This window comes from Neorhizobium galegae bv. orientalis str. HAMBI 540 (genome assembly GCF_000731315.1).
Taxonomy (GTDB): Bacteria; Pseudomonadota; Alphaproteobacteria; order Rhizobiales; family Rhizobiaceae; genus Neorhizobium; species Neorhizobium galegae.
This window is the reverse complement of sequence record NZ_HG938354.1, coordinates 895,621-918,562: the sequence shown is the minus strand read 5'-3', so window position 1 is coordinate 918,562 and position 22,942 is coordinate 895,621. Positions and strand designations below refer to the sequence as shown.

At 63.0% G+C, this 22,942-nt stretch carries 21 protein-coding genes; 9 read left to right on the top strand and 12 right to left on the bottom strand.

The window, feature by feature from the left end; genetic code table 11:
- Positions 1 to 28 precede the first annotated feature (28 nt).
- From RG540_RS26840 to RG540_RS26815, 6 genes are all read right to left on the bottom strand, one after another.
- Positions 29 to 811, bottom strand: coding sequence for an ABC transporter ATP-binding protein (locus RG540_RS26840; protein WP_041365054.1), 783 nt, complete (start codon positions 809 to 811; stop codon positions 29 to 31).
- Positions 808 to 1,530: an ABC transporter permease gene (locus RG540_RS26835; protein ID WP_041365052.1), complete on the bottom strand. Its 723-nt coding sequence runs from the start codon at positions 1,528 to 1,530 to the stop codon at positions 808 to 810. Before RG540_RS26835 ends, RG540_RS26840 begins: the two co-directional genes overlap by 4 nt.
- Positions 1,530 to 2,249: an ABC transporter permease gene (locus tag RG540_RS26830; RefSeq protein ID WP_041366421.1), complete on the bottom strand. Its 720-nt coding sequence runs from the start codon at positions 2,247 to 2,249 to the stop codon at positions 1,530 to 1,532. The genes RG540_RS26835 and RG540_RS26830 overlap by 1 nt, the downstream gene beginning before the upstream one ends.
- Before the next feature lie 93 nt (positions 2,250 to 2,342).
- Positions 2,343 to 3,188, bottom strand: a complete 846-nt coding sequence (locus tag RG540_RS26825; protein WP_041365050.1) for a transporter substrate-binding domain-containing protein — start codon at positions 3,186 to 3,188, stop codon at positions 2,343 to 2,345.
- 49 nt (positions 3,189 to 3,237) lie between these two features.
- Entirely contained in the window at positions 3,238 to 4,920 is a 1,683-nt protein-coding gene (locus RG540_RS26820) for a M28 family peptidase (protein WP_041365048.1), read from the bottom strand.
- Positions 4,913 to 6,337, bottom strand: a complete 1,425-nt coding sequence (locus RG540_RS26815) for a M20 family metallopeptidase (protein WP_155414810.1) — start codon at positions 6,335 to 6,337, stop codon at positions 4,913 to 4,915. The genes RG540_RS26820 and RG540_RS26815 overlap by 8 nt, the downstream gene beginning before the upstream one ends.
- 119 nt (positions 6,338 to 6,456) lie before the next feature.
- Between RG540_RS26815 and RG540_RS26810 the strand changes: the two genes are divergently transcribed.
- The 4 genes from RG540_RS26810 (at position 6,457) to panB (ending at position 9,179) form a co-directional block, all read left to right on the top strand.
- A complete protein-coding gene (locus tag RG540_RS26810) occupies positions 6,457 to 7,086 on the top strand; it encodes a GntR family transcriptional regulator (protein WP_041365044.1) in 630 nt (209 codons plus the stop codon).
- A gap of 129 nt (positions 7,087 to 7,215) precedes the next feature.
- Complete coding sequence (locus RG540_RS26805) at positions 7,216 to 7,398, top strand: hypothetical protein (protein WP_244446782.1); 183 nt, start codon at positions 7,216 to 7,218, stop codon at positions 7,396 to 7,398.
- 87 nt (positions 7,399 to 7,485) lie between these two features.
- Positions 7,486 to 8,361, top strand: a complete 876-nt coding sequence (panC, locus tag RG540_RS26800; protein WP_041365041.1) for a pantoate--beta-alanine ligase — start codon at positions 7,486 to 7,488, stop codon at positions 8,359 to 8,361.
- On the top strand, positions 8,358 to 9,179 hold the full coding sequence (panB, locus tag RG540_RS26795; RefSeq protein ID WP_041365039.1) for a 3-methyl-2-oxobutanoate hydroxymethyltransferase: 822 nt from the start codon (positions 8,358 to 8,360) through the stop codon (positions 9,177 to 9,179). The genes panC and panB overlap by 4 nt, the downstream gene beginning before the upstream one ends.
- Before the next feature lie 53 nt (positions 9,180 to 9,232).
- On the opposite strand, the gene RG540_RS26790 is transcribed toward panB, so the two are convergent.
- A complete protein-coding gene (locus tag RG540_RS26790; protein ID WP_041365037.1) occupies positions 9,233 to 10,366 on the bottom strand; it encodes an NAD(P)/FAD-dependent oxidoreductase in 1,134 nt (377 codons plus the stop codon).
- 214 nt (positions 10,367 to 10,580) lie between these two features.
- Here RG540_RS26790 and RG540_RS26785 point away from each other — a divergent pair, with 214 nt between their 5' ends.
- The 4 genes from RG540_RS26785 to RG540_RS26770 are packed head-to-tail and all read left to right on the top strand — an operon-like array spanning position 10,581 to position 16,344.
- Positions 10,581 to 12,665 (top strand): hydantoinase/oxoprolinase family protein, encoded by a 2,085-nt coding sequence (locus RG540_RS26785; protein ID WP_041365035.1) that lies wholly within the window; start codon positions 10,581 to 10,583, stop codon positions 12,663 to 12,665.
- A 6-nt stretch (positions 12,666 to 12,671) separates the two neighbouring features.
- Positions 12,672 to 14,660, top strand: a complete 1,989-nt coding sequence (locus RG540_RS26780; protein WP_041365033.1) for a hydantoinase B/oxoprolinase family protein — start codon at positions 12,672 to 12,674, stop codon at positions 14,658 to 14,660.
- On the top strand, positions 14,657 to 14,980 hold the full coding sequence (locus RG540_RS26775) for a (2Fe-2S)-binding protein (RefSeq protein ID WP_041365031.1): 324 nt from the start codon (positions 14,657 to 14,659) through the stop codon (positions 14,978 to 14,980). Before RG540_RS26780 ends, RG540_RS26775 begins: the two co-directional genes overlap by 4 nt.
- On the top strand, positions 14,977 to 16,344 hold the full coding sequence (locus RG540_RS26770; protein ID WP_041365029.1) for an NAD(P)/FAD-dependent oxidoreductase: 1,368 nt from the start codon (positions 14,977 to 14,979) through the stop codon (positions 16,342 to 16,344). Before RG540_RS26775 ends, RG540_RS26770 begins: the two co-directional genes overlap by 4 nt.
- A gap of 18 nt (positions 16,345 to 16,362) precedes the next feature.
- Here RG540_RS26770 and RG540_RS26765 read toward each other — a convergent pair whose 3' ends face one another.
- Complete coding sequence (locus tag RG540_RS26765; protein WP_041365027.1) at positions 16,363 to 17,268, bottom strand: LysR family transcriptional regulator; 906 nt, start codon at positions 17,266 to 17,268, stop codon at positions 16,363 to 16,365.
- Positions 17,269 to 17,326: 58 nt separating this feature from the next.
- On the bottom strand, positions 17,327 to 18,652 hold the full coding sequence (locus RG540_RS26760; protein WP_041365025.1) for an NAD(P)/FAD-dependent oxidoreductase: 1,326 nt from the start codon (positions 18,650 to 18,652) through the stop codon (positions 17,327 to 17,329).
- A gap of 236 nt (positions 18,653 to 18,888) precedes the next feature.
- On the opposite strand from RG540_RS26760, the gene RG540_RS26755 reads away from it, so the two are divergent.
- The gene (locus RG540_RS26755) at positions 18,889 to 19,365 is read left to right on the top strand and encodes an Lrp/AsnC family transcriptional regulator (protein WP_040124996.1); all 477 of its coding nucleotides are present in this window, start codon (positions 18,889 to 18,891) and stop codon (positions 19,363 to 19,365) included.
- A gap of 59 nt (positions 19,366 to 19,424) precedes the next feature.
- Here RG540_RS26755 and RG540_RS26750 read toward each other — a convergent pair whose 3' ends face one another.
- Genes RG540_RS26750 through RG540_RS26740 form a run of 3 tightly spaced genes read right to left on the bottom strand, consistent with a single transcriptional unit; the run spans position 19,425 to position 22,921 of the window.
- Positions 19,425 to 21,083, bottom strand: a complete 1,659-nt coding sequence (locus tag RG540_RS26750; RefSeq protein WP_041365023.1) for an ABC transporter ATP-binding protein — start codon at positions 21,081 to 21,083, stop codon at positions 19,425 to 19,427.
- Positions 21,084 to 21,932 (bottom strand): ABC transporter permease, encoded by an 849-nt coding sequence (locus RG540_RS26745; protein ID WP_041366419.1) that lies wholly within the window; start codon positions 21,930 to 21,932, stop codon positions 21,084 to 21,086.
- Positions 21,929 to 22,921 carry an ABC transporter permease gene (locus RG540_RS26740; protein ID WP_051909823.1) on the bottom strand — a complete coding sequence of 331 codons (993 nt, stop codon included), beginning with the start codon at positions 22,919 to 22,921 and terminating at the stop codon, positions 21,929 to 21,931. Before RG540_RS26740 ends, RG540_RS26745 begins: the two co-directional genes overlap by 4 nt.
- Positions 22,922 to 22,942: the final 21 nt, after the last annotated feature.

Below are 22,942 nucleotides of genomic sequence, written 5' to 3'. Positions count from 1 at the left end.
TTTTGTCTGGGTAGGATGGTGGAGCGGCTCAGCCGCTGATGAATTTCCGGAAGCGCTCGGACTTCGCATTGGTGAACATGTCCTGCGGCCGGCCCTCCTCTTCGATGGCGCCCTGGTGCAGGAAGATGACGCGGCTCGAGACATCGCGGGCAAAACCCATCTCGTGAGTGACGACCAGCATGGTGCGGCCTTCTTCGGCAAGCGCCCGCATGACGCGCAGCACTTCGCCGACGAGTTCCGGGTCGAGCGCCGAGGTCGGCTCGTCGAACAGCATCACCTTCGGCCGCATGGCAAGCGCGCGGGCGATGGCGGCACGTTGCTGCTGGCCGCCCGAAAGATGCGCCGGGTAGTGATTGCGCTTGTCGGCAATACCCACCTTGGCAAGCAGGGCTTCCGCCTCTTCCAGGCATTCGGCGCGCGAGCGCTTCTGCACGTGCAGCGGCGCCTCCATGACGTTTTCGAGCACGGTCTTGTGGGACCAGAGATTGAAGCTCTGGAACACCATGCCGAGTTCGGAGCGGATGCGCTCCACCTGGCGGCGGTCGGCAATGCGGCTCTTGCCGGAGCCGGTCGGCTTCATGCGGATGGTTTCGCCGGCAACGGTGATTTCGCCGGCATCGGGCGTCTCGAGCATATTGATGCAGCGGAGCATGGTCGACTTGCCGGAACCGGAGGAGCCGAGGATCGAGACGACCTCGCCCTCGCGCGCCTCCATGTCGATGCCCTTCAGCACTTCGACGGGACCGAAACTTTTGCGAAGCCCGCGCACGGTGATGGCCGCCGGTGCGGGTGGATTGGTCGAAGGCGTCATCTTGCGGCTCCCGTGGATGTGCTGGGCAAGGCCGCAGGCTGGCGCAGGTGCGGGCTCAGTTGATATTCGGCGAGGGCAACAAGCCGGGTGAGGATGAAGTTGATGGCGAGATAGATGGCACCGGCGACGACGAAGACTTCGATCGCCCGATAGGTCTCGGAGATCAGCTTGGCCGCGACGCCGGTCACCTCCATGATGGTGATGATCGAGGCAAGCGACGTCGCCTTCACCATCGAGATCATCTCGTTGGAATAACCGGGCAGGGCCTGGCGGATCGCGAGCGGCAGGGCAATGCGCCGGAAGGCCATGAAACGGGTCATGCCGCAGGCGCGTGCCGCTTCGATCTGGCCGAACGGGACCGAGAGCAGTCCGCCGCGGATGATCTCGGCGGAATAGGCGGCGGTGTTCAGCATCAGGGCAATGACAGCGCACCAGTAAGGGTCGCGCAGCACGACCCACAACATGCTCTGGCGGACCTCGCGAAACTGGCCAAGGCCGTAATAGATCAGGAAGATCTGGACGAGCAGCGGCGTACCGCGGAAGACGAAGATATAGGCCCTCGCGAACCAGTCGAGCGGCAGGATGCCGGACAGCCGGCAGAGCGCCAGGCCGAGGGCCAGGAATGCGCCGAATACGATCGCGCTCGCGGCAAGCTGCAGCGTCAGCGGCACGGCTGCAACCAGGCTGAGGAAGGTCTCGTAGAGAAACGGCAGATCCATCAACCCCTCCTGACGCCGCGCGTGAAGCGCTTTTCGCCGAGTTGCAGGAAACCGCCGGAAACCGTGGAGATGGCCAGGTAGATGACAGCGGCGATGACGTAGAAATCGAAGGGCAGGCCGGTCGAGCCGGCGCCGATCTGCGACTGCCGAAGGAGTTCGACGACACCCGTGATCGAAACCAGCGCGGATTCCTTCAATACGACCTGCCAGACATTGCCCATGCCGGGAATTGCGTGGCAGAGCGTCAGCGGCGCCAGGATCCTGCGAAACCGCAAGGAGTGTGACATGCCGCAGGCGATCGCCGCCTCAAGCTCGCCCGAATGCACCGCCCGATAGGCGCCGCGAAAGACCTCCGTCTGCTGGGCGCCGGAGGTGATGCCGACGGCGAGCGCGCCGGCCAGGAAGCCCGGAAAACCGATGAAGCCGTCAGCGCCGAACAACCTGCCGATCGCGGTCACCGCAGCGCTGCCGCCGAAATAGAAGAGATAAATGACCAGAAGATCGGGAATGCCGCGCAGAACGGTGGTGTAAAAACCCGCGATCCCGCGCGTCACCGGACCGCCCGAGACTTTCGCCCAGGCACCGAAGACGCCGATCACGCCACCGATCGCGAAACCGGCAATGGCGATCAGGACCGTCATGACGGTGGCCGCGGCAAGCGCCATGCCCCAGCCATTCGGGCCGGTTCCGATCAGATCCAGTATTGTCGGCTGGTTCATGGAGACCTCATCCATATGGAGGTTTGTTCGTGTCCAGATCCTGGCGTCACGGCACGAGGCGCGACTTGCGCACCTTTCGCCGGGTCCGCCGGGTCAGAACGATGGCGTCAGGTCCAGCTTGCTCCACTTTTCGGAGAGCTTTTTGATGACGCCGTCCGCAGCCGCCGACTTGATGGCTGCGTCAAACTTCTCCTTCAGATCGGTCTCGCCCTTGCGCATGCCCATGGCGACTTCCGTCGCCAGCATCGCACCCTTCATCAGTGGTCCGACCATCGTCAGATCCTCGTTCCCCGGCTTGGCAAGTGCGGTGGTGCCATAGACGCCACTATCGAAACCGGCGTCGATGCGGCCGGCCTTGAGATCGAGATCGCGCTCGCCGGAATTCTTGTAGGTGCGAACGGTGACGCTTTTGCCGAAATAGGCGTTGATCAGCTGCTCCTGGCTTGTCGATTGCACGACGCCGATCGTCTTGCCGGAAAGAACACCGCCGATCGTCTTCATCACGGGATCGGCCTTGTCCTTGTCGTTGAGGTTCAGCCGTTCGCCGGTCATCGGCAGCTTGCTGACCGGGCTGTCCTTCAGTGTGATGAAGGTCGCCACGCCGCTTGCATAAGGCACCGTGAAATCGACGACTTCCTTTCGCTTTTCATTGATGCCGAGCGTCATGATAAGGTCGAACTTGCCCGCATTGACGCTGGGGATCATGGCGCTCCACTCACCGGCGATCAGCTCGCACTCCACCTTGGCGCGCTGGCACAGGTCGTTGATGAGGTCGATATCGAGGCCGGTCAGGTTGCCCTTGGAATCCAGTGCGTTCCATGGGGGGAAGGCGCCTTCGATGCCAACCTTCACATGCGTCCAGTCCTTGGCTTCTGCGCCCGGCACCATGATGGTGAGACTGGCGGCCAGCACGGCCGCCCAGAGTTTCCCGGTTTTCATGTGGTTGTTCCCTTATTTGTTCGTTGCGTTGGAGAGGACGGTTGCGATGTCATATTCCGCCGAGGGCAAGCACCGTGCAGGCCTGTCTCAGGACGGAGAGAATGCGGTTGCGCGTCTGGCGCGCATGAACCGCGAAGAACGGGATATCGGCATGCCCTTCCGGCAGGGCGGCCAGTTCGCGAAGCCCTGATAGGGACGGCCAGGCCGGATGCGGAAGCGCATTGTCATGATGGAAACGGTCACCGAACGTGTAGTTCAATGGAACGAGGAGGCGGGAGGCCCGCCGAAGGCGGTCGTTGATGATCTCGGCGCGAACAGGATCGGTTTCCTGCTGCGCGACACGGTTGATCGCCTCGGCACGCTGGCGCAGTTCATCCACTACCGACGTCAGGACGTTCATATCCATCCGTCCCGCCAGATCCGCGGCCAGGCCGTCGAGTTCATGTTTGAGAGACGCTGCGTAGGCGGTGTAGTCGAGCGGCAGAACGCGGGCATCGAGCAGTTCACCGAGCACGCGCAACACGATCTCGGTGTCGCGCTGAAGATTGGCCGGATCGATATGCTCTTCCGTATCGTGTGGCGTGTGCCACCACCACCCGAGCGCCGTCAGCATCTTCACAGGCCCTGGGGGCTGATGGCTGAGGCTGCCGAACATCGAGGGAATGCCGACGCCCCAGAAGGACTGGTCGGCAGCGCGCCCGTGACGGCGACCGCGATGCACCTGGCCGGTCACCGTTTCGACGGCCCTTGCCGCGACCGCCTTCAATTCATCGATGACGGCCGAGTTCGTCAGAATGTCCGCGCCTGCACCGCCGGTGGAATCGACATTCACATGCGCCACGCAACGCTGTTCCAACTCGTCCCAATATTCGTCCGCATACCAGGCGGACCCGGAATATCGGCCGTGGGAATGGCCGGACCAGAAGCAGATGCGCAGGCCCCGCTGCCAGGTATCACGTCGCTCGGCCAGGAGGCGCGCGGCCTCCAGCATCGTGGCATTGGCTCCGCCATTGTCCATCACGCCGTAGTGCCAGGTATCGTGATGGCCGGAAAACAGGATGAAAGGTGCATCCGGCCGATTGTCCGGGAAAAGCTCCGCGACCAGGATGGGCGTCTTGCGCCAGCCCGTATCGACCTCCGTCGTCAGGCGGGCAATCGGCGCCTTACCTGCGCGGCAGGCCTGACGGAGCCGCTCGCCGTCGTCGCGGGAAATCGTGCATATCGCCGTCTTTGGCAGCTGCGTGCGCGTATATTGTGACGGGCTGCCCCAGACGGGCGACACGCACATTTCGTAGAGGTGTTCGTTGGGGCTGACATGGAGCTGCCCGATCGCGCCGCGGGTACTTGCAAGGGCCGCGACGTCTTCGGTCGCAATGCCATCGACAAGGATGATGCGCCCCTTGACGTCGATACCTTCAAAATCGGCTTCAGTGCCTTCTGCGACATAGATGACCTCCGCCGATATGCCTTCTCCAGGCGTCGAGACCGACATGGAATGGGTAATGCAGCGGATGGCGTTGCCATCGATTTCGACAGCAGCCTTGCCCGGTAGGCTAACATAGGCATCGTGCAGGATAAGCTGCGTCCGATAGCCGTAGGAGCCTATCTGCCTTTCCAGATATCGAAAGCTCTCCAGCTCTTCCGCCGTGCCCGAAAGTTTCACCCGTTTGCCAAACTCGTGGATGTGGCCCATCAGGATCTGGCGGTCGGGCTGGAGGGGCGCCTCAGACATCCCGCTTCTCCCGAATGTCAGGCTGGACGTCATCGGGGATCGGGTTGATGAAGGGAGTGCCTTCGAGCCGTGCAGCAAAATCGGCTTTCGCTTCCGCGATCAGTTCCGGCTTCAGGATGAGGTCGACCGCGGTCGATGCCATTATCTTGGCCGCATGCGTCATGCCCTTGTGCGCGGCGGGCAGCTTGCCCTGGGCGACGAGCTGCCAGGAATGGCCGGGCGTGCCGATCGCATAGGTGGCGCCGCGCATCTGGACGGTCGGTACGACCCAGCTCACCGTCCCGACATCGGTGGAGCCGACGAGCGTTCCGTCGCCGCTTTCCGGCGGGAAGATGACATCGCAGAGGGACACGCCCTTGCGGACCTTCAGCCCGAACCGTCCGAAGGACGTGGCGATATCCGCCTGGCTGAAGGTTTGCTGGAATTTTGCGGCGGTCGCCTTGTCCGCCTCGTCGAAAGGCGGCAGGCCAACGCGCTCGATATGGTTGTGCATCAGCGCTTCGAGCGGCGTGTTGCCGACCAGGTTCGCATCGCCGCTGACGATCTGGCTGCGCACGGAGGTACCGGTCATCAGGGCAGCGCCGGCCGCCACATCCTTCACTCGGGCCACGAGTTCCAAAAGTTCCGGAAGTGTGCGCGACCGGACGAGATAACGTACCGAGGCCTTCGCCTGCACGACGTTCGGCGCGTGGCCCCCCGTATCGGTAATGGCATAGTGGACCCGCGCCGTGGACGGCATATGCTCGCGCAGATAATTGACGCCGACATTCATCAGCTCGACTGCGTCGAGTGCGCTGCGTCCGAGATGCGGCGACGCAGCGGCGTGCGACGCACGGCCGGAGAAGTGGAAATTGAGCTCGTTGCAGGCAAGCGAGACCGGATTGTTGACGCCGACGAATGCGGCCGGGTGCCAGGAAATGGCGATGTCCACATCGTCGAAAACGCCGGCACGGACCATGAAACCCTTCGAGGAGCCGCCCTCTTCGGCCGGGCAGCCATAATAGCGAACACGACCTGGAAGATTGTTCGCCTTGAGGTAATCCTTGACGGCGGCGGCGGCCAGCATGGAGCCGGAACCGAGAAGATTGTGCCCGCAGCCATGGCCATGGCCGCCCTCGACCACCGCCTTTTCCTCGGCAAGGCCCGCGACCTGACTGAGGCCGGGCAGCGCGTCATATTCGCCGAGAATGGCGATGACCGGACCGCCTTCGCCGGCCTCGCCCATCACGGCCGTCGGGATGTTTGCGACATTGCGCGTGACCCTGAAGCCCTCGGCTTCCAGCAGTTCGGCATGCGCCGCGGAGGAGCGGAACTCCTCGTAATTGGTCTCCGGAACCTCCCAGACATAGTCGCTGAGCTCGGCAAACCGGGGTGCCTTGCCGTCAACGATCTCCCAGACGTTGTCGAAATTTTTCATTTTGCCTACACATTTCATCCAAAATTGGTACCAATTTATGGGAAGATTCTTCTTTCGGCAAATGAAATTTGTGGCTAGTGATTAGGCAAATCGCCTCGCGGCCGCCTGAGGTCAAACGGATGAATACCCTGCTCGACGAACCCATCGCAGACGGCGAACCCGATGCCACCCAGCTTATCCTGACGGATATCCAATCCGGAATACTTCAGCCGGGCACATGGCTGAAGCAGGTCGATCTGGAGACGCGCTACGGGCGCGGGCGCAATGAGATCCGCCGCGCACTCGACCGCCTGGCACAGAAGCGTGTCGTCGAGCATGTGCCGAACCGCGGCTATCACGTTTACAAGGCTGACGGAAAGCAAGCGGACGACATTGCCGAGATCCGCATCCTACTGGAAACCGGGGTGGTCCCCAAAGCTGTGGCCACGGCGACGGCCGACGATATCAGCAACCTGCGCGTCCTGGCCGAGCGGTTCGAAAGTCTCATCCTGCACGGCACCGTGCTGGAGCTATATGAAGCCAACCTGAACTTCCATCGCGCCTTCGTCCAGCTGTCCGGTAACGGCGAACTGGACGGGATTATCGCCGAACTTCGCCAGCGCACGTCTTCCGCTCCCGTTTCCCAGTGGAAGACGCGGGCGCGAATCGAGCAATCGGCTCGGGAGCATCACGAGATGATCGATCTTCTGGAGGCGGGCAACGCCAGCAAGCTGAAGGCGCTGATTGAAAGGCACATCCGACAGAGATAAAGGTCTTTAGCAGATCCTAGACCGCGGAGGAGCTCAAGGTCGTCGAGACCGAGGACGCTTTTCTTGAGGGAGTGATCGACGTCTCTTGAGGGAGTGATCGACGTCGTGGAGCCGACGGCCCCGGACACCATGGTCACGGCCATTATCGGCAATCAGACTGTCATAGCCAGAGCTGAACCGCGGTTCAAGGGTCGAAGAGGCGATCAAATTCGGTTCAAAGTCGATCCTTCAAGCATCAATCTCCTCGACGCCAAAACTGAGGCTAGAATAGATATTGGCGATGAGCCGCCAGTCCGTATCGCGTCGGTCTAATCGGTTTTATCGGACGGCGTGCATTGACGTGTAGCCGCGCTTGCTCTCTCTATCCGCGCCGATGTGATCGTGGCCAGGGAGGGCAATATGCGGGTCCTATCGAGCATTGAGGCGCTGCGCGCGGCACTTGCCGCAACCAAGGCGAAAGGCGGGACGGTCGGCCTCGTTCCGACCATGGGTTATCTCCACGCGGGGCATATGGAACTTGTCTCGCGAGCCCGTGCCGAAAACGAAACGGTCGTTGCCTCCATTTTCGTGAACCCGCTTCAGTTCGGTCCGGCGGAAGACCTCAGTCGATATCCGCGTGATCTGGAACGCGACAAGGCGATGCTGGAGACAGCAGGCGTCGATATCCTGTTTGCGCCGGGCGTCGAGGATATGTACCCGCGGCCCATGAAGACGGTGGTTGATGTGCCGGAGCTTGGATGTGAGCTCGAAGGCGCGGTTCGACCCGGACATTTTGCGGGCGTGGCGACCGTCGTCAACAAGCTCTTCAATATCGTCCAGCCGAGGAACGCCTATTTCGGCGAAAAGGATTACCAGCAGGTCGTCATCATCAAACGGATGGTCGACGATCTCGCATTGCCGGTGCGCGTCGTTTCCGTGCTGACGGTCCGGGATGCGGATGGTGTCGCCCTGTCATCCCGCAACGTCTATCTCAGTGGAGACGAAAGACGCGCTGCAGTCGTCGTCCCTCGCGCCCTGGACGAGGCGGAGCGTCTCGTCGCCCAGGGTCTCACGGACCCGCAGGTCCTTGAAGAAAAGCTTGCCGGCTTCATCGGTCGCGAGCCCTTGGCAAAACCGGACGTCGTCGCGGTCAGGGATGCCAAGACGTTGCAGACCATCGCGAAGATCGAGGATCCGGTGGTCGTTGCGCTGTTCGTGCGGATCGGTACGACCAAGCTTCTCGACAACCGGGTGATTGCGAAAAAGACCATGTCTGGGACAGGAGAAACGCGATGAGTGCGGCGGGCTCGTTAAAGCGCCTGACGCCCAGTCGGATCCGGGCGATGAAGGGTGGAGCGCCGATCGTCTGCCTGACCGCCTACACAACGCCGATGGCGCGGCTGCTGGATGAACACTGCGATCTTCTGCTCGTCGGGGATTCGCTCGGCATGGTCCTCTACGGCATGGAGAGCACCGTTTCGGTGACGCTCGACATGATGATCGCGCACGGCAAGGCGGTGATGCGCGGTGTCACCAGATCCTGCGTGGTCGTCGACATGCCCTTTGGCAGTTATCAGGAAAGCAAGGAATTGGCCTATCGCAATGCCGTGCGCATTCTGCAGGAAACCGGCTGCGACGCGGTCAAACTCGAGGGTGGTGAAGAGATGGCCGAGACCATCGCTTTCCTCACCGCCCGCGGCGTCCCGGTCCTTGGCCACATCGGCCTGATGCCGCAGCAGGTTCATACCGCGGGTGGCTACCGATCCGTCGGCCATTCCGACGAAGAAGTGGCGAAGATCCGGCGTGACGCCGATGCCGTCGGTAACTCGGGAGCCTTTGCGGTGGTTATCGAGGGCACGGTCGAGACATTGGCTCGTGAGGTGTCGGCAGCTATCGCCGTTCCGACCATCGGAATCGGCGCATCGGTTGCCTGTGACGGCCAAATCCTCGTTTCGGACGACATGCTTGGGCTGTTCAACGACTTCACGCCGCGCTTCGTCAAGCGGTATGACGAGCTGGGCAAGAGGGTGGGGGCGGCGGCCGCAGCTTATGCGGACGATGTTCGCTCCCGAGCGTTTCCCACGGAGGAGCATACGTTCAAGCGCCGGTCATAATGGCACGCTTTGTTGAGCTGGAGAGCAAGGGAGCGGAGACGTATGACGAGTGGCTAACCTGGTCCTTGCCCCTCGTCCCGCCTGTGAAATCGTTCAATCCGGAAGTCATGGATGGGCGTCTCGGTCGCGCCGGTCGAAATCAATTCCGCCATCACGTCTCCAACGCCCGGGCCGAGCTGGAAGCCGTGGCCACAGAACCCGAAGGCATGGAACAGCCCCGGCGCGGTCGCCGATCGTCCCATGACCGGAAGGCCGTCGGCGGCATAACCTTCGCAGCCGGACCAGGTGCGGATCACCGAGACATTGGCGAGCGCCGGCAGGATCGGAAGGAGGGCGCGCAGCTGGCCGGGAAGTCGGGCGGGGTCGGGCTTGGCATGGCCGGTATCGAGCGAAACATCGGTACGTTCCGCGCCGCCGCCGAAGACGATGTTTCCGCGCTCCACCTGGCGCAGGTAACCGCCGCCATGGTCATGGGCCCAGACGCCGACGACCGGCAGGATGCGATGCGGCAGCGGCTCGGTCACTCCCATCTGCGGCCCCTTCGCCACGATCGGGACGGCTTCGCCGAACTGCGCGGAGATCCGGGCGCCCCAGGCGCCGGCGGTGTTGAGGAGGCAAGCAGCGGCATGGATGCCGTTCGAGGTCTCTACCTCAAAGCCATAGGCACTTCGCCGGATCGCTTTTACTTCCACGTTCTCGATGATCTCGGCACCGATACGTCTCGCGGCATCCGCGAAGGCAGGGGCGATCAGGCGCGGATTGCCGCTTCCATCCTCCGGGGAAAAGGATGCGGCGATCGCCTCGGGGCCGAGCCCCGGAAAACGGGCATGAAGCTCCGTCGCGGTAAGTTCCTCAAGGCTGAGACCCCAAGGTCTGGCGGCTGTCGCGAAACTGCGCATCTCCTCCAGACCCGCCTGGCTGAACACCAGACGGACATGGCCGGTCGCCCGAAACTCGACGTCCCGATCCAGCATCTCCGCAGCCTTGCCCCAAAGCGTCAGGGATCGTCGGGCGAGGGGAAGTTGCGGCAGATAGCGGCCGCTGCGGCGGATATTGCCGAACGAGGCGACCGTCGCGCCGCTCCCAACCCGGTTCCGCTCGATGAGCGTCACGCGCACCCCGCGCCGGGCGAGAAAATAGGTCGATGCGGCCCCCATCAGGCCGCCACCCAGCACGATCACATCCATAAGGCCGTTTCCGCAATGTCTTTCATCCCCACCACCATTCCGGTGCGGCCGGCCGGTGTCAAAGTCGAGGTTTTCATCTCCCCATAAGCCGGACCTATGGGACGTCCCAGGCGAGGCATAAGCGGCACTTATGGGCAGCGGCTTTTTCGCTCTTGGACCGGCTTTGCGCATTCGTGCCAGCTTCATGACAAGCAGCAGGAAAGGATTGAGCGACATGGACAGTGCGGCCGCGCCGGGCAAGGGAACCAGCGATCAGCAGGACTGGAAGATCGGCGTCGATATCGGCGGGACCTTCATCGACTTCTGTGCACTGGAAACGCGATCCGGCCGGGTTGCCTCGCTCAAGGTTCTGACGACACCGGACGATCCGGGTGCGGAACTGATGACGGGACTGTCGCTTCTGGCCGAACGGGAAGGGCTCGACCCCGCAGCCATCAGCCGTTTTGTGCATGGAACGACCGTCGGCATCAACACCGTGATCCAGCGTCGCGGCGTGTCGCTGGCGCTGATGACCAATGCCGGCTTCGAAGACGTCATCGAGCTGGCGCGGTTGCGGATGCCGGACGTCTATTCCCTGTTCTGCTCCCGGCCGGACCAGCTCATCGCCCGCGACATGATCTTCGGCATCCCCGCTCGCTTGCGGGCGGATGGCAGCGAGATCGAGGCGCCGGATCTGGAGGCGGTTGCGGCAGCGGTGGCCAAGGCGAAGGCCAATGGCGCCGCCGGCATTATCGTCTCCTTCCTGCATTCGTGGCGCACCGACATCCATGAAGCGGCGGTCAGCCGAGAAATCGCCCGGATCGCCCCCGAACTCTTCGTCTTCACGTCCTGCGAGGTCTGGCCGGTGATCCGCGAATACGAGCGGACCACCACTGCTATCCTCAACGGTTACGTTCATCCGCGTGTCTCCGGCTACCTGACCGCACTTGAGGAAAAGCTGTTGTCGCGTGGCGTCACGGCGCCAGCGCTGCTGACCAAGTCGAACGGCGGCGTGATGAATGCCGACGAAGGCAAACGGTCCTGTGTGCAGATGTTGTTGTCCGGCACGGCCTCTGGTGTCATAGGCGCCGCCTGGCTCGCCCGTCGTGCCGGCGAGAAGCATATCCTCACCCTCGATGTCGGCGGCACCTCGGCCGACTTTGCGCTGATCATCGACGGCGAACCGCAATTCGGCACCGGCGAACTGGTCGGCGAGTTCCCGCTGCATATTCCGTCCGTCTCGGTCAGTTCGATCGGCATCGGCGGTGGCTCGATCGCAAGCGTCGATGCGCAAGGCGTGTTGCGGGTCGGACCGGAATCGGCCGGCTCGACACCCGGACCGGCCTGTTACGGACGCGGCGGAGAGCAGGCGACCGTGACCGACGCCATGGCCGTTTGCGGCTGGCTCGGTCACAGCCAGATGGCCTACGGGCAGCTACAGATCGACGTCGGCCTTGCCCGCGCGGCCGTCACCCGGCTCGCGGAAAAGATCGGCCGGACCGCGGAGGAGGCCGCCCAGGCCATCCTCGACGTCGCCATCTCGGAAATGTTCGTGGAGGTCGAGAAACTCGCCTCTCGCGCCGGCGTCGATCTCAGGGAATTCACGCTGATGCCGTTCGGCGGCGGCGGCCCGATGCTCGGCGCGTTCCTCGCCCGCGAATTTCGCATGGCAAAGGTGATCGGCGCACCGCGCCCGGGTGTTGTATCGGCGCTCGGCGGCCTGGTAGCAGATCTGCGCGGCGACTTCATCCGTACCGTGTTTACCCATCTCTCCGACGAGGCGGCACCACAATTGCGCGAGGCGCTGGACGCACTTGCCGTCGAGGGGCGCAACTGGCTCGCCAAGCAGGGGCATGCCGGCGCCGCGACGCTCAATGTCTCCGCCGACATGCGTTATGTCGGCCAAAGCTTCGAGATCGAGGTGCCGATCCAGCCAGCCTGGATCGCCGAGGGCAAGCTCGGTTCGATCGAGGAGGCCTTCCATGCCATGCATGCCCGGCTCTACGACTTCCATGATCCGGACGGAGCGATCGAGATCGTCAACCTGCGTCTCTCGGCAATCGGGGCCGGCCCGGCACTGGAAATCCCTGTCGATGCCCGCGAGGACGGTGAGGCGGTCAACCCCGAGCGCGAGATCCCGGTCTTTACCGGCAAGAGCTTCGAGTGGATCGGCCTCTATCGGCGTGATCGGCTGCGTCCCGGCAGCCGCTTCGCCGGCCCGGCGGTCGTTGCCCAGGAAGATACGACCTTTGCAATCCCGAGCGGCACACATGTCGAGGTCGATCGTCAACTGAACCTGCATCTCACCTTTTCGGAGTAACGGCCCATGTTCGATCCCTTGAACCTTCAGGTGTTTGCCAATCACACCCGCGCTGCCGCCGAAAACATGGCTTATACGCTGCAGCGGACCGCGCATTCCGCTTTCGTCAAGGAGACGGAAGACTTCACGGTCATGCTGGTCAATCGCAAAGGCGAGACGTTCGGCGTGCCGATGGGACTGGGCGCGACCTGGTATCCGGGTCTCACCTATAGCCGCGCGATCGCGATGATCGACGACTACAAGCCCGGCGACGTGGCATTCACCAACGATCCCTATTCCTGCTTCGTGGCGACGCACGCGCCGGACACCCATCTGTGGAAACCGGTCTTCTACGATGGCGAGATCATCGCCTGGACCGGCGGTCACATCCACAACACCGACATGGGTGGCGCGGTGCCGGCCTCTCTGTCGCGAGCGTTGACGGAAATCCATCAGGAGGGCATCCGCTTCCCGCCGATGAAGCTGGTCAACGAAGGTGTCTTCGACGAAGACATCCTTAAGATCATGACCACCAATGTCCGCAAGCCCGATCTCAATATCGGCGACATGAAGGCCCTGGTCGGGGCGCTCAACACGGGCGAACGCAAGATCCTCGCCATGGTCGAGAAATTCGGCAAGCAAGCCTTTCTCGAAGGTACCGAGGTCCTGCTCGATCATGCCGAAGCGCAGGCGCGCGATCTTCTGCGCGCCATGCCGGACGGGACCTGGGAATTCGTCGATTATGCCGACGAGGATTCGGTCGAAGCCAACCCGTGCCGCCTGAAGCTGACGCTGACGATCCGTGGCGACGAGGCGATCCTCGATTTCACCGGTTCCGACCCCCAGCTCGGCTCTTCGCTCAATGTCCCCTCGGGCGGCGATCCGCGCCATACGATGCTTCTGGTCGGCGTCTATTACGTACTTTACACGTTGAACCCGAAGATCCTCCTCAATACCGGCCTGACGAGACCGTTCACCTGCATCACGCCAAAGGGCAGCGTGCTCAATCCGATCGCGCCGGCTGCCGTCGGCATGCGCTCGCTGACCTGCGCGCGGCTGCGCTCCGTCATATTCGGCGCTTTCTGCCAGGCCGTGCCTGAAAAGCTGCCGGCAGCACCGGCAGGCAACAATTGCATCGTCAACGTCATGACGACCGACGAACGGAACGGCCGCACGGTGATCGCCGCCGTCAATCCGGTGGTCGGCGGCGGCGGCGGCATGCCCCACCGCGATGGCACCAACGGCTCCGGCGCTGATGCCGCCTATCTCAAGAATACCCCGATCGAGATCACCGAGACGGAAGTGCCGATCGAGTTCGTCAAATATGGCCTGGCAAAGGACAGCGGTGGCGCCGGACGCTGGCGCGGTGGGCTGGCGACCGAAATGGCCTTCCGGGTTTTCTCGCCCGGCAGCCGTATCACCGCCCGCAACCGCGACCGCAGCTTCTTCCGCCCCTGGGGCACGCTGGGCGGCAGGGCTGCGGGCCTGTCTGACATGATGCTGAACCCCGGCCGTGACGACTTCCAACGCCTCGGCAATATCGACACCGCGGTTCTGCAGCCAGGCGACGTCCTGGAGATCCGCTCAGCCGGCGGCGGCGGGCGCGGCAACCCTGTCGAACGCGAGACCTGGCGCGTGGCGCAGGACGTCGCACGCGGCTACGTTTCCTCCGAGGCTGCCGAACGTGATTACGGCGTCGTCATCCGCGACGGCACGGTGGACGAGATTGAAACCGGAAAGGTGAGAGCCGCCCGGGCCACGCCGACCGGACACTTCCACTTTGGTCCCGAGCGCGAAGGTTACGAGGCGCAATGGACGCCGCAGGCCTACGACCTGCTGACCGACCTGCTGCAGGGCCTTCCCATCCATTGGCGCTTCTTCACCAAGACGGAGATCTTCCGCCGGATGAAAGGGCGTGCAGGCGCCGAAGGCGTGGCCGCTGCGTTCGCGGATGTGCGCGCACGCTTCACGAACATGCCAAGCCCCGCCGAGGCACGGAAAGAGGCTGCCGAATGACATCCGGATTGCCGCCTGCCGCTCTCGGGGGGCGAATTGTGCGCCTTGCCGAAAAGGGTAGGCCGCAGGTTCGGTTCCGGCTGGATGGCGCCGATTGCCAGGCACTGGCCGGGGATACGGTGCTCACCGCCGTCCTGGTCTGCGGACCTGCCGTGCGGCAGTCGGAATTCGGACGTGAGAAACGGGCGGGCTTCTGTCTGATGGGAGCCTGCCAGGATTGCTGGATATGGCAGGAAGACGGCGGCCGGCTGCGTGCCTGTTCGACTTTGGTCGCCGAGGGTATGAAATTGCGGACCGCACCGCCGGAAACATGGCCATGACGGCGCCGGGCGCTGAAAAGGTGGTGATCGTCGGCGCCGGCCCGGCCGGTATCCGCGCCGCCGAACGTCTGGTCCAGGCCGGGATCAGACCGATAGTCATCGACGAGGGCATCAAAGCCGGTGGCCAGATCTATCGACGCCCGCCACAGGGTTTCGCGCGACGGCCGGAACAGCTCTACGGATCGGAAGCCCGCAAGGCCGTGGCGCTCCATACGGTGTTCGACCGCATGGTTGCTGCCGGACAGATCGACTATCATCCGCAAAGTTCGGTCCTGACGATCGCCGGCCATTTTCTGCAGGCGCTGACGCCGACCGGGCGCCGGGATTTCACCTACGACCGCCTGATCCTTGCCACTGGCGCCATGGATCGCCTGGCGCCGATCCCCGGCTGGCAGGCACCAGGTGTCTACAGCCTGGGGGCGGCACAGATCGCCCTGAAGGCGCAGGGCGTCGCCCTCGGCAGCCGGATTGTTCTTGCCGGTTCGGGCCCGCTGCTGACGCTCGTCGCAACCCAGTTGCTGAAAGCTGGCGCCAAGATCGCCGCGATCCTCGACACGTCCTCGATCAGGGACCAGGCAGCAGGTCTTCCGGGCATGCTGGCAAGGCCGGGCATGGTCCTGCGTGGCCTGCTGATGCGGGCAAAGCTCGGCCGGCTTTATCATGCCGGCGTGACCTTGGACCGGATCGAAACCGACGAACGCGGCCCCGTTGGCCTGTGCTGGCGCGATGCCCGCGGCCGGGCGCATATTACGGCATGCGATATGGTCGGCCTTGGCTGGCACCTGCGCGCCGAAACGCAGCTCGCGGGCCTGGCAGGCTGCATGTTCGACTACGACGAAAGCTGGTCGCAATGGCTGCCCCGGACCGACCGGATGGGCAGGGTGGCCGAGGGACTTTATCTGGCCGGTGATGGTCTGAGAATTCTCGGCGCCGACGCGGCGGAGGTGGCCGGTCGGCTTGCCGCGACCGCCTGCCTTGCCGATATGGGTCTTTCTTCGCCGGACGCGACATCGGATCTGCGCCGGTTGGGCCGCTACGAACGTTTTGCCCGCGCCATCGCACGCGCCTTTCCCTGGCCGGGCGAAATGGTCCGCGCCGTTCCGGATGAGACGGTCGTCTGCCGCTGCGAAGGGGTGACCGCAGGCCAGCTGCGCGAGAGCGTCGTTTACGGCGGGGGCGAAGCCAATCGGGTCAAATCGCTGGCGCGCGTTGGAATGGGCCGATGCCAGGGGCGCTACTGTCAGCTCGCCGGCGCCGAGCTGATCGCCGAAAAGGCCCGTATCAATGTCTGTGACGCGGGCCGGCTCCGCGAACAGGCCCCCGCCAGACCCCTGCCGATCGGTGAATGGGTTCGCGATGCCTGACCGGCTGGGCCGAGATGCCTAAGATTCCAAACCGCCGGCCTTCAGGATGCTGGCACAGGCCTCACGGAGATCGTCGCGCATGGCGAGATGGCTTCCCGTCAACGGGCGGTCCCGGCTGGTGAGCAAGGCGATCGGCACGGAAATCTTCTGCTGCAGCGGCCGAAGGACAAGCCCTGGAAACTGCTGCCACGGCAGGAGCCGATCGACGATTGCAACACCAAAACCGTCGCGGACGAAGGGCAGGGCGGTAATCGAGATATCGATCTCGATTGCCGGGTTGAATATTTGCTTTTCCGCGGCCGCGGCACTGATCAGAAGCCGGCCCGGCAGTGTGCCGGCCCGGTAGGAGATCAAAGTCTCGTTCTGCAGGTCGGCAAAACCGATCCGATCCAGTTCGGCCAGCCGATGGTGCTCAGGGATGATGCAGACAAGTTGCGTATGCCCGAGTGTCTCCACGTCGATACCCGGACGGGCCGTGTTGTTCATGACGATTCCAAGCGGCGCGTCGCCGTCGCGGATCATGTCGACGACGTTGACCAGCGGGGCGATCAGTGAGCGCACGACGATATCGGGATGGGCTGCACGGAACGACAGCAGCGCCTTGGGCACGATCGACATCGCTGGCGGTGCTGACGCGGCGACCCGGATCAGCCCGGTGCGGCCGAAACGCATGTCCGTGGTGCGCCGGCGAAGGGCGCTGAGCTCGGAAAAAATCCGCTCGCATTCCGGATAAAGCTCCTCGGCTTCCCGGGTCGGAACCAGCTTTCCGCGGAGTCGGTTGAAAAGCTTGAAGCCCAGCTGGTCCTCGGCATGCAGCAGGATCTGGCTGAGTGCCGGCTGCGATATGTTGAGCATCGCCGCAGCACCGGTCACCGTCCCGGTCCGCATGAGCATGCAAAAGACCTCGAGCTGGCGTGCCTGCATTCGGGTTCACCGTGTCCTCTGGTTTTTGCGGGTTCACTCTAGCCTATCGGTCCGAAGATCAGAAGTCCGCCACCTTGCCCCAGGCGGACGTCTCGAAACGCTTCGGACGATACGGGAGCGGATCGACGATCGGGGTGACGGCGGTGACGATGTCGGCGATCAGGTGGCCGGCGCCGGGTCCGATACCAAAACCGTGACCGCTGAACCCCGCCGCCAGAACGAAGCCCGGAACGCTCGCGACTTCGCCGATCGCCGGAACCCCGTCCGGCGTCGAATCGATATAACCGGCCCAGCTCGCAGTGATGCGGCGCCCGCCGATCGCCGGCAGCAATTCGACGGCGCGCTCATATGTCAGCTTGATCGTGCTCGCGTCGACGGCCGGATCGAGGATGCGCATATGCTCCATCGGCGTCGGCCGGTCCAGCCGCCAGCGGGCCAGGCTTTCGTGGCCGCTGCGCAGGCCTTCGAGGCCGCCGGGCGACAGGCTGCGCCAGCGGCGCATGAACATCGGCAGGAACTGCGCCGCAAAACGCATGGTCTGGGCCGTCAGGTCGATCCGGCCGCGTCCGCTGATGGCGAGTGTGTGGCCGCCGTCACCGCGGCGCGTCACCGAGACGCGGGCGGTGTGGAGCGCATCGGGCAGGTTTCCCTCACCGGGACCGACGGAGAGAATGGAGGAGCGGATCGAGGCTTGCGGGAAACGAATGCCGAGCTGGCGGCAGAAGGACGACGCCCAGGCACCGCCAGCCAGGATGGCGACTTTGGTTCGGATCGTGCCGTGTTCGGTTATGACAGCCGAAAGCTTGCCGCCTTCCGTCTCGATGCCGCGCGCTGCGCAGTGTTGCAGCACTGTCCCGCCCAGTTTTACGATCGCGCGTGCGACCGCCGGGGCGGCATTGGCGGGATCCGCCGTCCCGTCCGTCGGGGAGAACACGCCGCCTTTCCAGGTGCGGCCCGTCGCCTTGCCGCGCTCGGTTGCCCCGGCACTGTCGAGCATGTGAGTGGTGACGCCCACCGTGCGAGCGAAATCCCGCCAGCGGGCCCAGCCTGCCAGTTCTTCCTCGTTGTCGCTGAGATAAAGGAGGCCGCGGCGCCGGAAGCCGGTATCCTCGCCGGTCTCGGCGGCGAAGCGTTCCCACAGGTCGAGGCTTTTGGTCGCCATCGGAAGTTCGCGCGCATCGCGGTTCTGCTGCCGGCACCAGCCCCAATTGCGGCTCGATTGTTCGGCGCCGATCCGCCCCTTTTCGATGAGCGCCACCTTCAGGCCGCGTCTGGCGAGGTAATAAGCCGTGAAGACGCCGACGATGCCGGCACCGATCACGACAGCGTCGGCGGAACGCGGCAATCCGGCATCGGTTTCGACGAGCGTGAGCGGTGCTGGCATGATATTCAATCTCCTGGGCGCAACCGGATCGATGCTTCAGCATAATGGCGCAGCCCACATCGCGGTTACCGCACACAGCCTTCGAACAGCACAAGATTCCGCCCGTAACCGATGATGCAATTTATTGTGCTGGCCGTCCCTGCGCAGAATGAAATAGACAAGAGAAGCCATAGTGTTAAAGTCGATCTCGAACTTTCGCGGCATAAAATGCCGCCGGCCTTGGGAGGTGTCCACACGTGAAGCTCGATCGTATCGACATCAAGATCCTCTATGAGCTGCAGAAGAACGGCCGCATCACCAATGTCGAGCTTGCCGAACTGGTCAATCTTTCACCCAGCCCCTGCCTGATGCGCGTCAAGAAGCTTCAGCAAGAAGGTTATATCCAGGGCTATTCGGCCCAGATCAATATCGGCAAGCTTGGCCAGACCCTGACGGTCTTCACCGAGGTGACGCTCAAAAACCATCGCCAGATCGACTTCGCGCGTTTTCTCGCAGCCGTGGAAAAAGTCGACCAGGTGATCGAATGCCACCTGGTGTCGGGGGGATACGACTATATGCTCAAGTTCGTCACCGCCGGTATCGGCGAATATCAGACGATCATGGAACGGCTGACCGATATGGATATCGGCATCGACAAATATTTCAGCTTCGTTGTCCTGAAGTCGCCGATCGTCAAAGCCCATATGCCGCTCACCAGCCTGTTTCTGGTATAGCCGCGACATGCTCCCAGCCGACAATTATTGTCCGCGGAAATGAGGCGGCAATTGTCGCCTCAGCCCTGCACATAGGTTTTGACGAGCTCGGGATCACGCTCCAGACGATCGAGCCAGCCCGGATCGAGCTTCGGCACGGACGAGAACAGCAGTTTCGAATAGGGGTGCTGCGGGATCTTTGAGATTGCAGGCGTGATTGCCTCGACCTTGCGGCCGTTATACATCACAACGATCTCGTCGCAGATCGCTTCGACAACCGACAGATCGTGGCTGATGAAGATGTAAGAGAGGGAAAGCTCCCGCTGCATTTCCTTCAGGAGATCGATGACCGCGGCAGCAACGACAGTGTCGAGGGCGGAGGTGATCTCGTCGCAGACGATCAGTTTCGGTTCGGCGGCGAGCGCCCGGGCAAAATTGACGCGCTGTTTCTGACCGCCTGAGAGCTCGGCGGGGGTTCGGCTGCGAAGCGTCTTCGGCAGGCGGACCATGTCGAGAAGCGCGTCGATCCGGGCGTCCCGCACCTTTCCTTTCATGCCATGGTAGAATTTCAGCGGCCGCCCGAGAATTTCCTCGACCGTCTTTGCCGGATTGAGCGAGGTGTCCGCATGCTGGAAGACGATCTGCAGCTCGCGCAATTGCTCCCGGCTTCTCTGCCGGACGGAGCGGGCAAGTTCGTGCCCGTCGAGGGTCAGTTGGCCGGCCGATGCGGGCAGGATACCGGCAATCGAGCGAGCAAGCGTCGACTTGCCGCAGCCGGATTCACCGATGATGCCAAGATTGCGGCCGCGTTCCAGGGAAAGGCTTGCCTCCTGTACGGCCTTGACGAGCGGCAGACCGTCGGCTTGGAGCGGACCGTACCCGGCGATCAGGCCATCGACCCTCAGGAGCGGCGCGTGTTCCGGCGCTGCAACAACGATACTTTCGCCGCGAGACTTCGGTTCAAAGGCCGAAAGCAGCTCGCGCGTATAGGGATGCTTGGCATCGGACAGGATATCGGCGGTGTTGCCGACTTCCTGCACATCGCCGCCACGCAGCACGACGATTCGATCGGCGATCTGTGCGACGACCGCGAGATCGTGGGATACATAAACGCCGGCGATGCCGCTTTTCTTCATCACGGCCTTGAAGGCGCGCAACACCTCGATCTGGGTCGTCACGTCGAGCGCGGTGGTCGGCTCGTCGAATATGACGAGCTTCGGATCGGCGATAAGCGCCATCGCGGCGGCAAGCCGCTGCAACTGGCCACCGGAAACCTGGTGGGGATAACGGTTGCCGATCTCCTCGGGATTGGGCAGCGAAAGCGCCCGAAACAGCGAAATAGCCTTCGCTTTGGCCTGCGCGAGCGGCATCAGCCGATGGATACGCGTGACTTCGACAACCTGGTCGATGATGCGCTTCGACGGGTTGAACGCGGCCGCGGCAGACTGCGGCACATAGGAGACCTCAAGGCCACGCACATGTGCGCGCTGACGTTCGCTCAGCGTCATCATGTCCTTGCCGGCCACCGTGATGCTGCCGCTCGAGATCCGACAGCCGGGACGGGCATAACCCATGATCGTCAGCGCGATCGTCGTCTTTCCCGATCCGCTTTCTCCGATCAGGGCGACGATTTCGCCCGGCGCGACATCGAGGTCGACGCCTTTGATAATCTCGATGCGGCGGCCCGCATCGGTCGTCGCCTCTACCTTCAGATCGCGGATTTCAACGAGATTTTCCATTCACGCACTCCGATCGCGAATCTTCTTGGGCAGATTGTCGATCAGCAGGTTGACGCTGATGGTGAGGCTCGCAATCGCCAGCGAGGGAACGATGACGGCCGGCGCTCCGAATGGCAGGCCGCCGATATTTTCGTGAACCAGCGCTCCCCAATCCGCATAAGGCGGCTGGACGCCGAGACCGAGGAAGGAAAGCCCGGAGAGAAGGAGGACGATGAACACGAAGCGGATGCCGAAATCGGCAAGCAGCGGTCCCGTGATGTTCGGCAGGATTTCCGAAAAGACGATATAAGGAATGCCCTCGCCACGGGTCCGGGCGACCGTGATGTAATCCATCGTATTGACGTTTACGGCAAGCGACCGCGCAAACCGATAGGCGCCGGGGGTGTAGATCACCGCGAGCATGATGATCAGCACGGGAAGCGATGACCCGACAGCGGCAGCGACGACCAGACCGGAAAGCTTGCTCGGAATTGAGTTGAGCGCGTCGAGCAACCGGCTCAGCAGCGTATCGAACCAGCCACCGATAACGGCAGCCGCCATGCCGAGCGCCGCACCGCTGAAACACGCGAGGCAGACGGCGGCAAGCGAGATGCCGACCGTGTAGCGGGCGCCCATGATGATGCGCGAGAACATGTCCCGGCCCAGATAGTCGGAGCCGAGCAGCAGTTTGCTGCCGATCGGGCCGAAATAGTCGTCGTCGATGATCTCGCCAACGGGATACGGAATGATATGGGGCGCGAGAAGGGCGATGACCGCCCAGAAGAGAATGATCGTAAAGCCGATCATCCCAACCCAGCTGAAACGATAACTCACTTTGCGGCCCAGTGTCGTGGATGTGGTCATGGTCAGCGCACCCTCGGATTGGCAAGGATTGCAACAATGTCGGCGAATGTGATGAGTGCGAGGTAGCCGACGCAGAAAATGATGGCGCAGGATTGGATCAGCGGGAGATCCCGGGTGGAAACGCCATCGACCATCAGCTTCGCCACGCCGGGATAGTTGAAGATCGTCTCGACGATGATGACGCCGCCGACCAGGTAGGAGAGCGAAAGCGCAATCGCATTGGCGATCGGGCCGACCGCGTTCGGTAGCGCGTGTAGCAGGACAGCACGCCAGCGTGACGCCCCTTTGAGGATCGCGGCCTCCACATAGGGCGTGTTGATCGTATCGATGACGGCAGCGCGGGTCATGCGGATCATCTGGGCCGAGACCACGAAGGTGAGCGTGATGACCGGCATGGCGTAGATCCTCAGCACCTGCCAGAAGGACGTGACATCGCTGGCGAAAGAAAGCGCCGGCAACCATTTGAGATAGACGGAGAACAGGAGCACGGCCGAGGTCGCGATCATGAACTCGGGCACTGAGATGATGCCGATCGTCAGGATTGTGACGATGCGGTCGTAGACCGAGCCGCGAAACATCGCGGCGGTGATGCCAAGCGTCAGCGACAGGGGAACCGCAAAAAGAGTGACGATGCCGGCAAGCCGCATCGTGTTGACGAACCGCGCCCCGATCAGCTGTGCGACTGGTAAATTATTGACATAGGATGTCCCTAGATCTCCTTGCAGCAGGCCGATGAGCCATCGCCCGAAACGGAGGAAGGCAGGTTCGTCGAGATGCATTGCAGCCCTGAGGCCGGCAACGGCTTCCGGCGTCGCAGCCTGACCGAGCAGGATCGTGGCGGTATCGCCCGGAAGCATTGCCGTTGCGAAAAAGACTGCGAAGGACACGATCAGCAGCGTCAGGGCGGAACTGCCGAGCCGGTTCGTGATGAGTCCAAGGACATAGGTGCGCAATAGGGTTTCCTTGCCTGAAAAGTTCGATGTAGCCGGCACCATCCATGGACGAACCAGGACAGC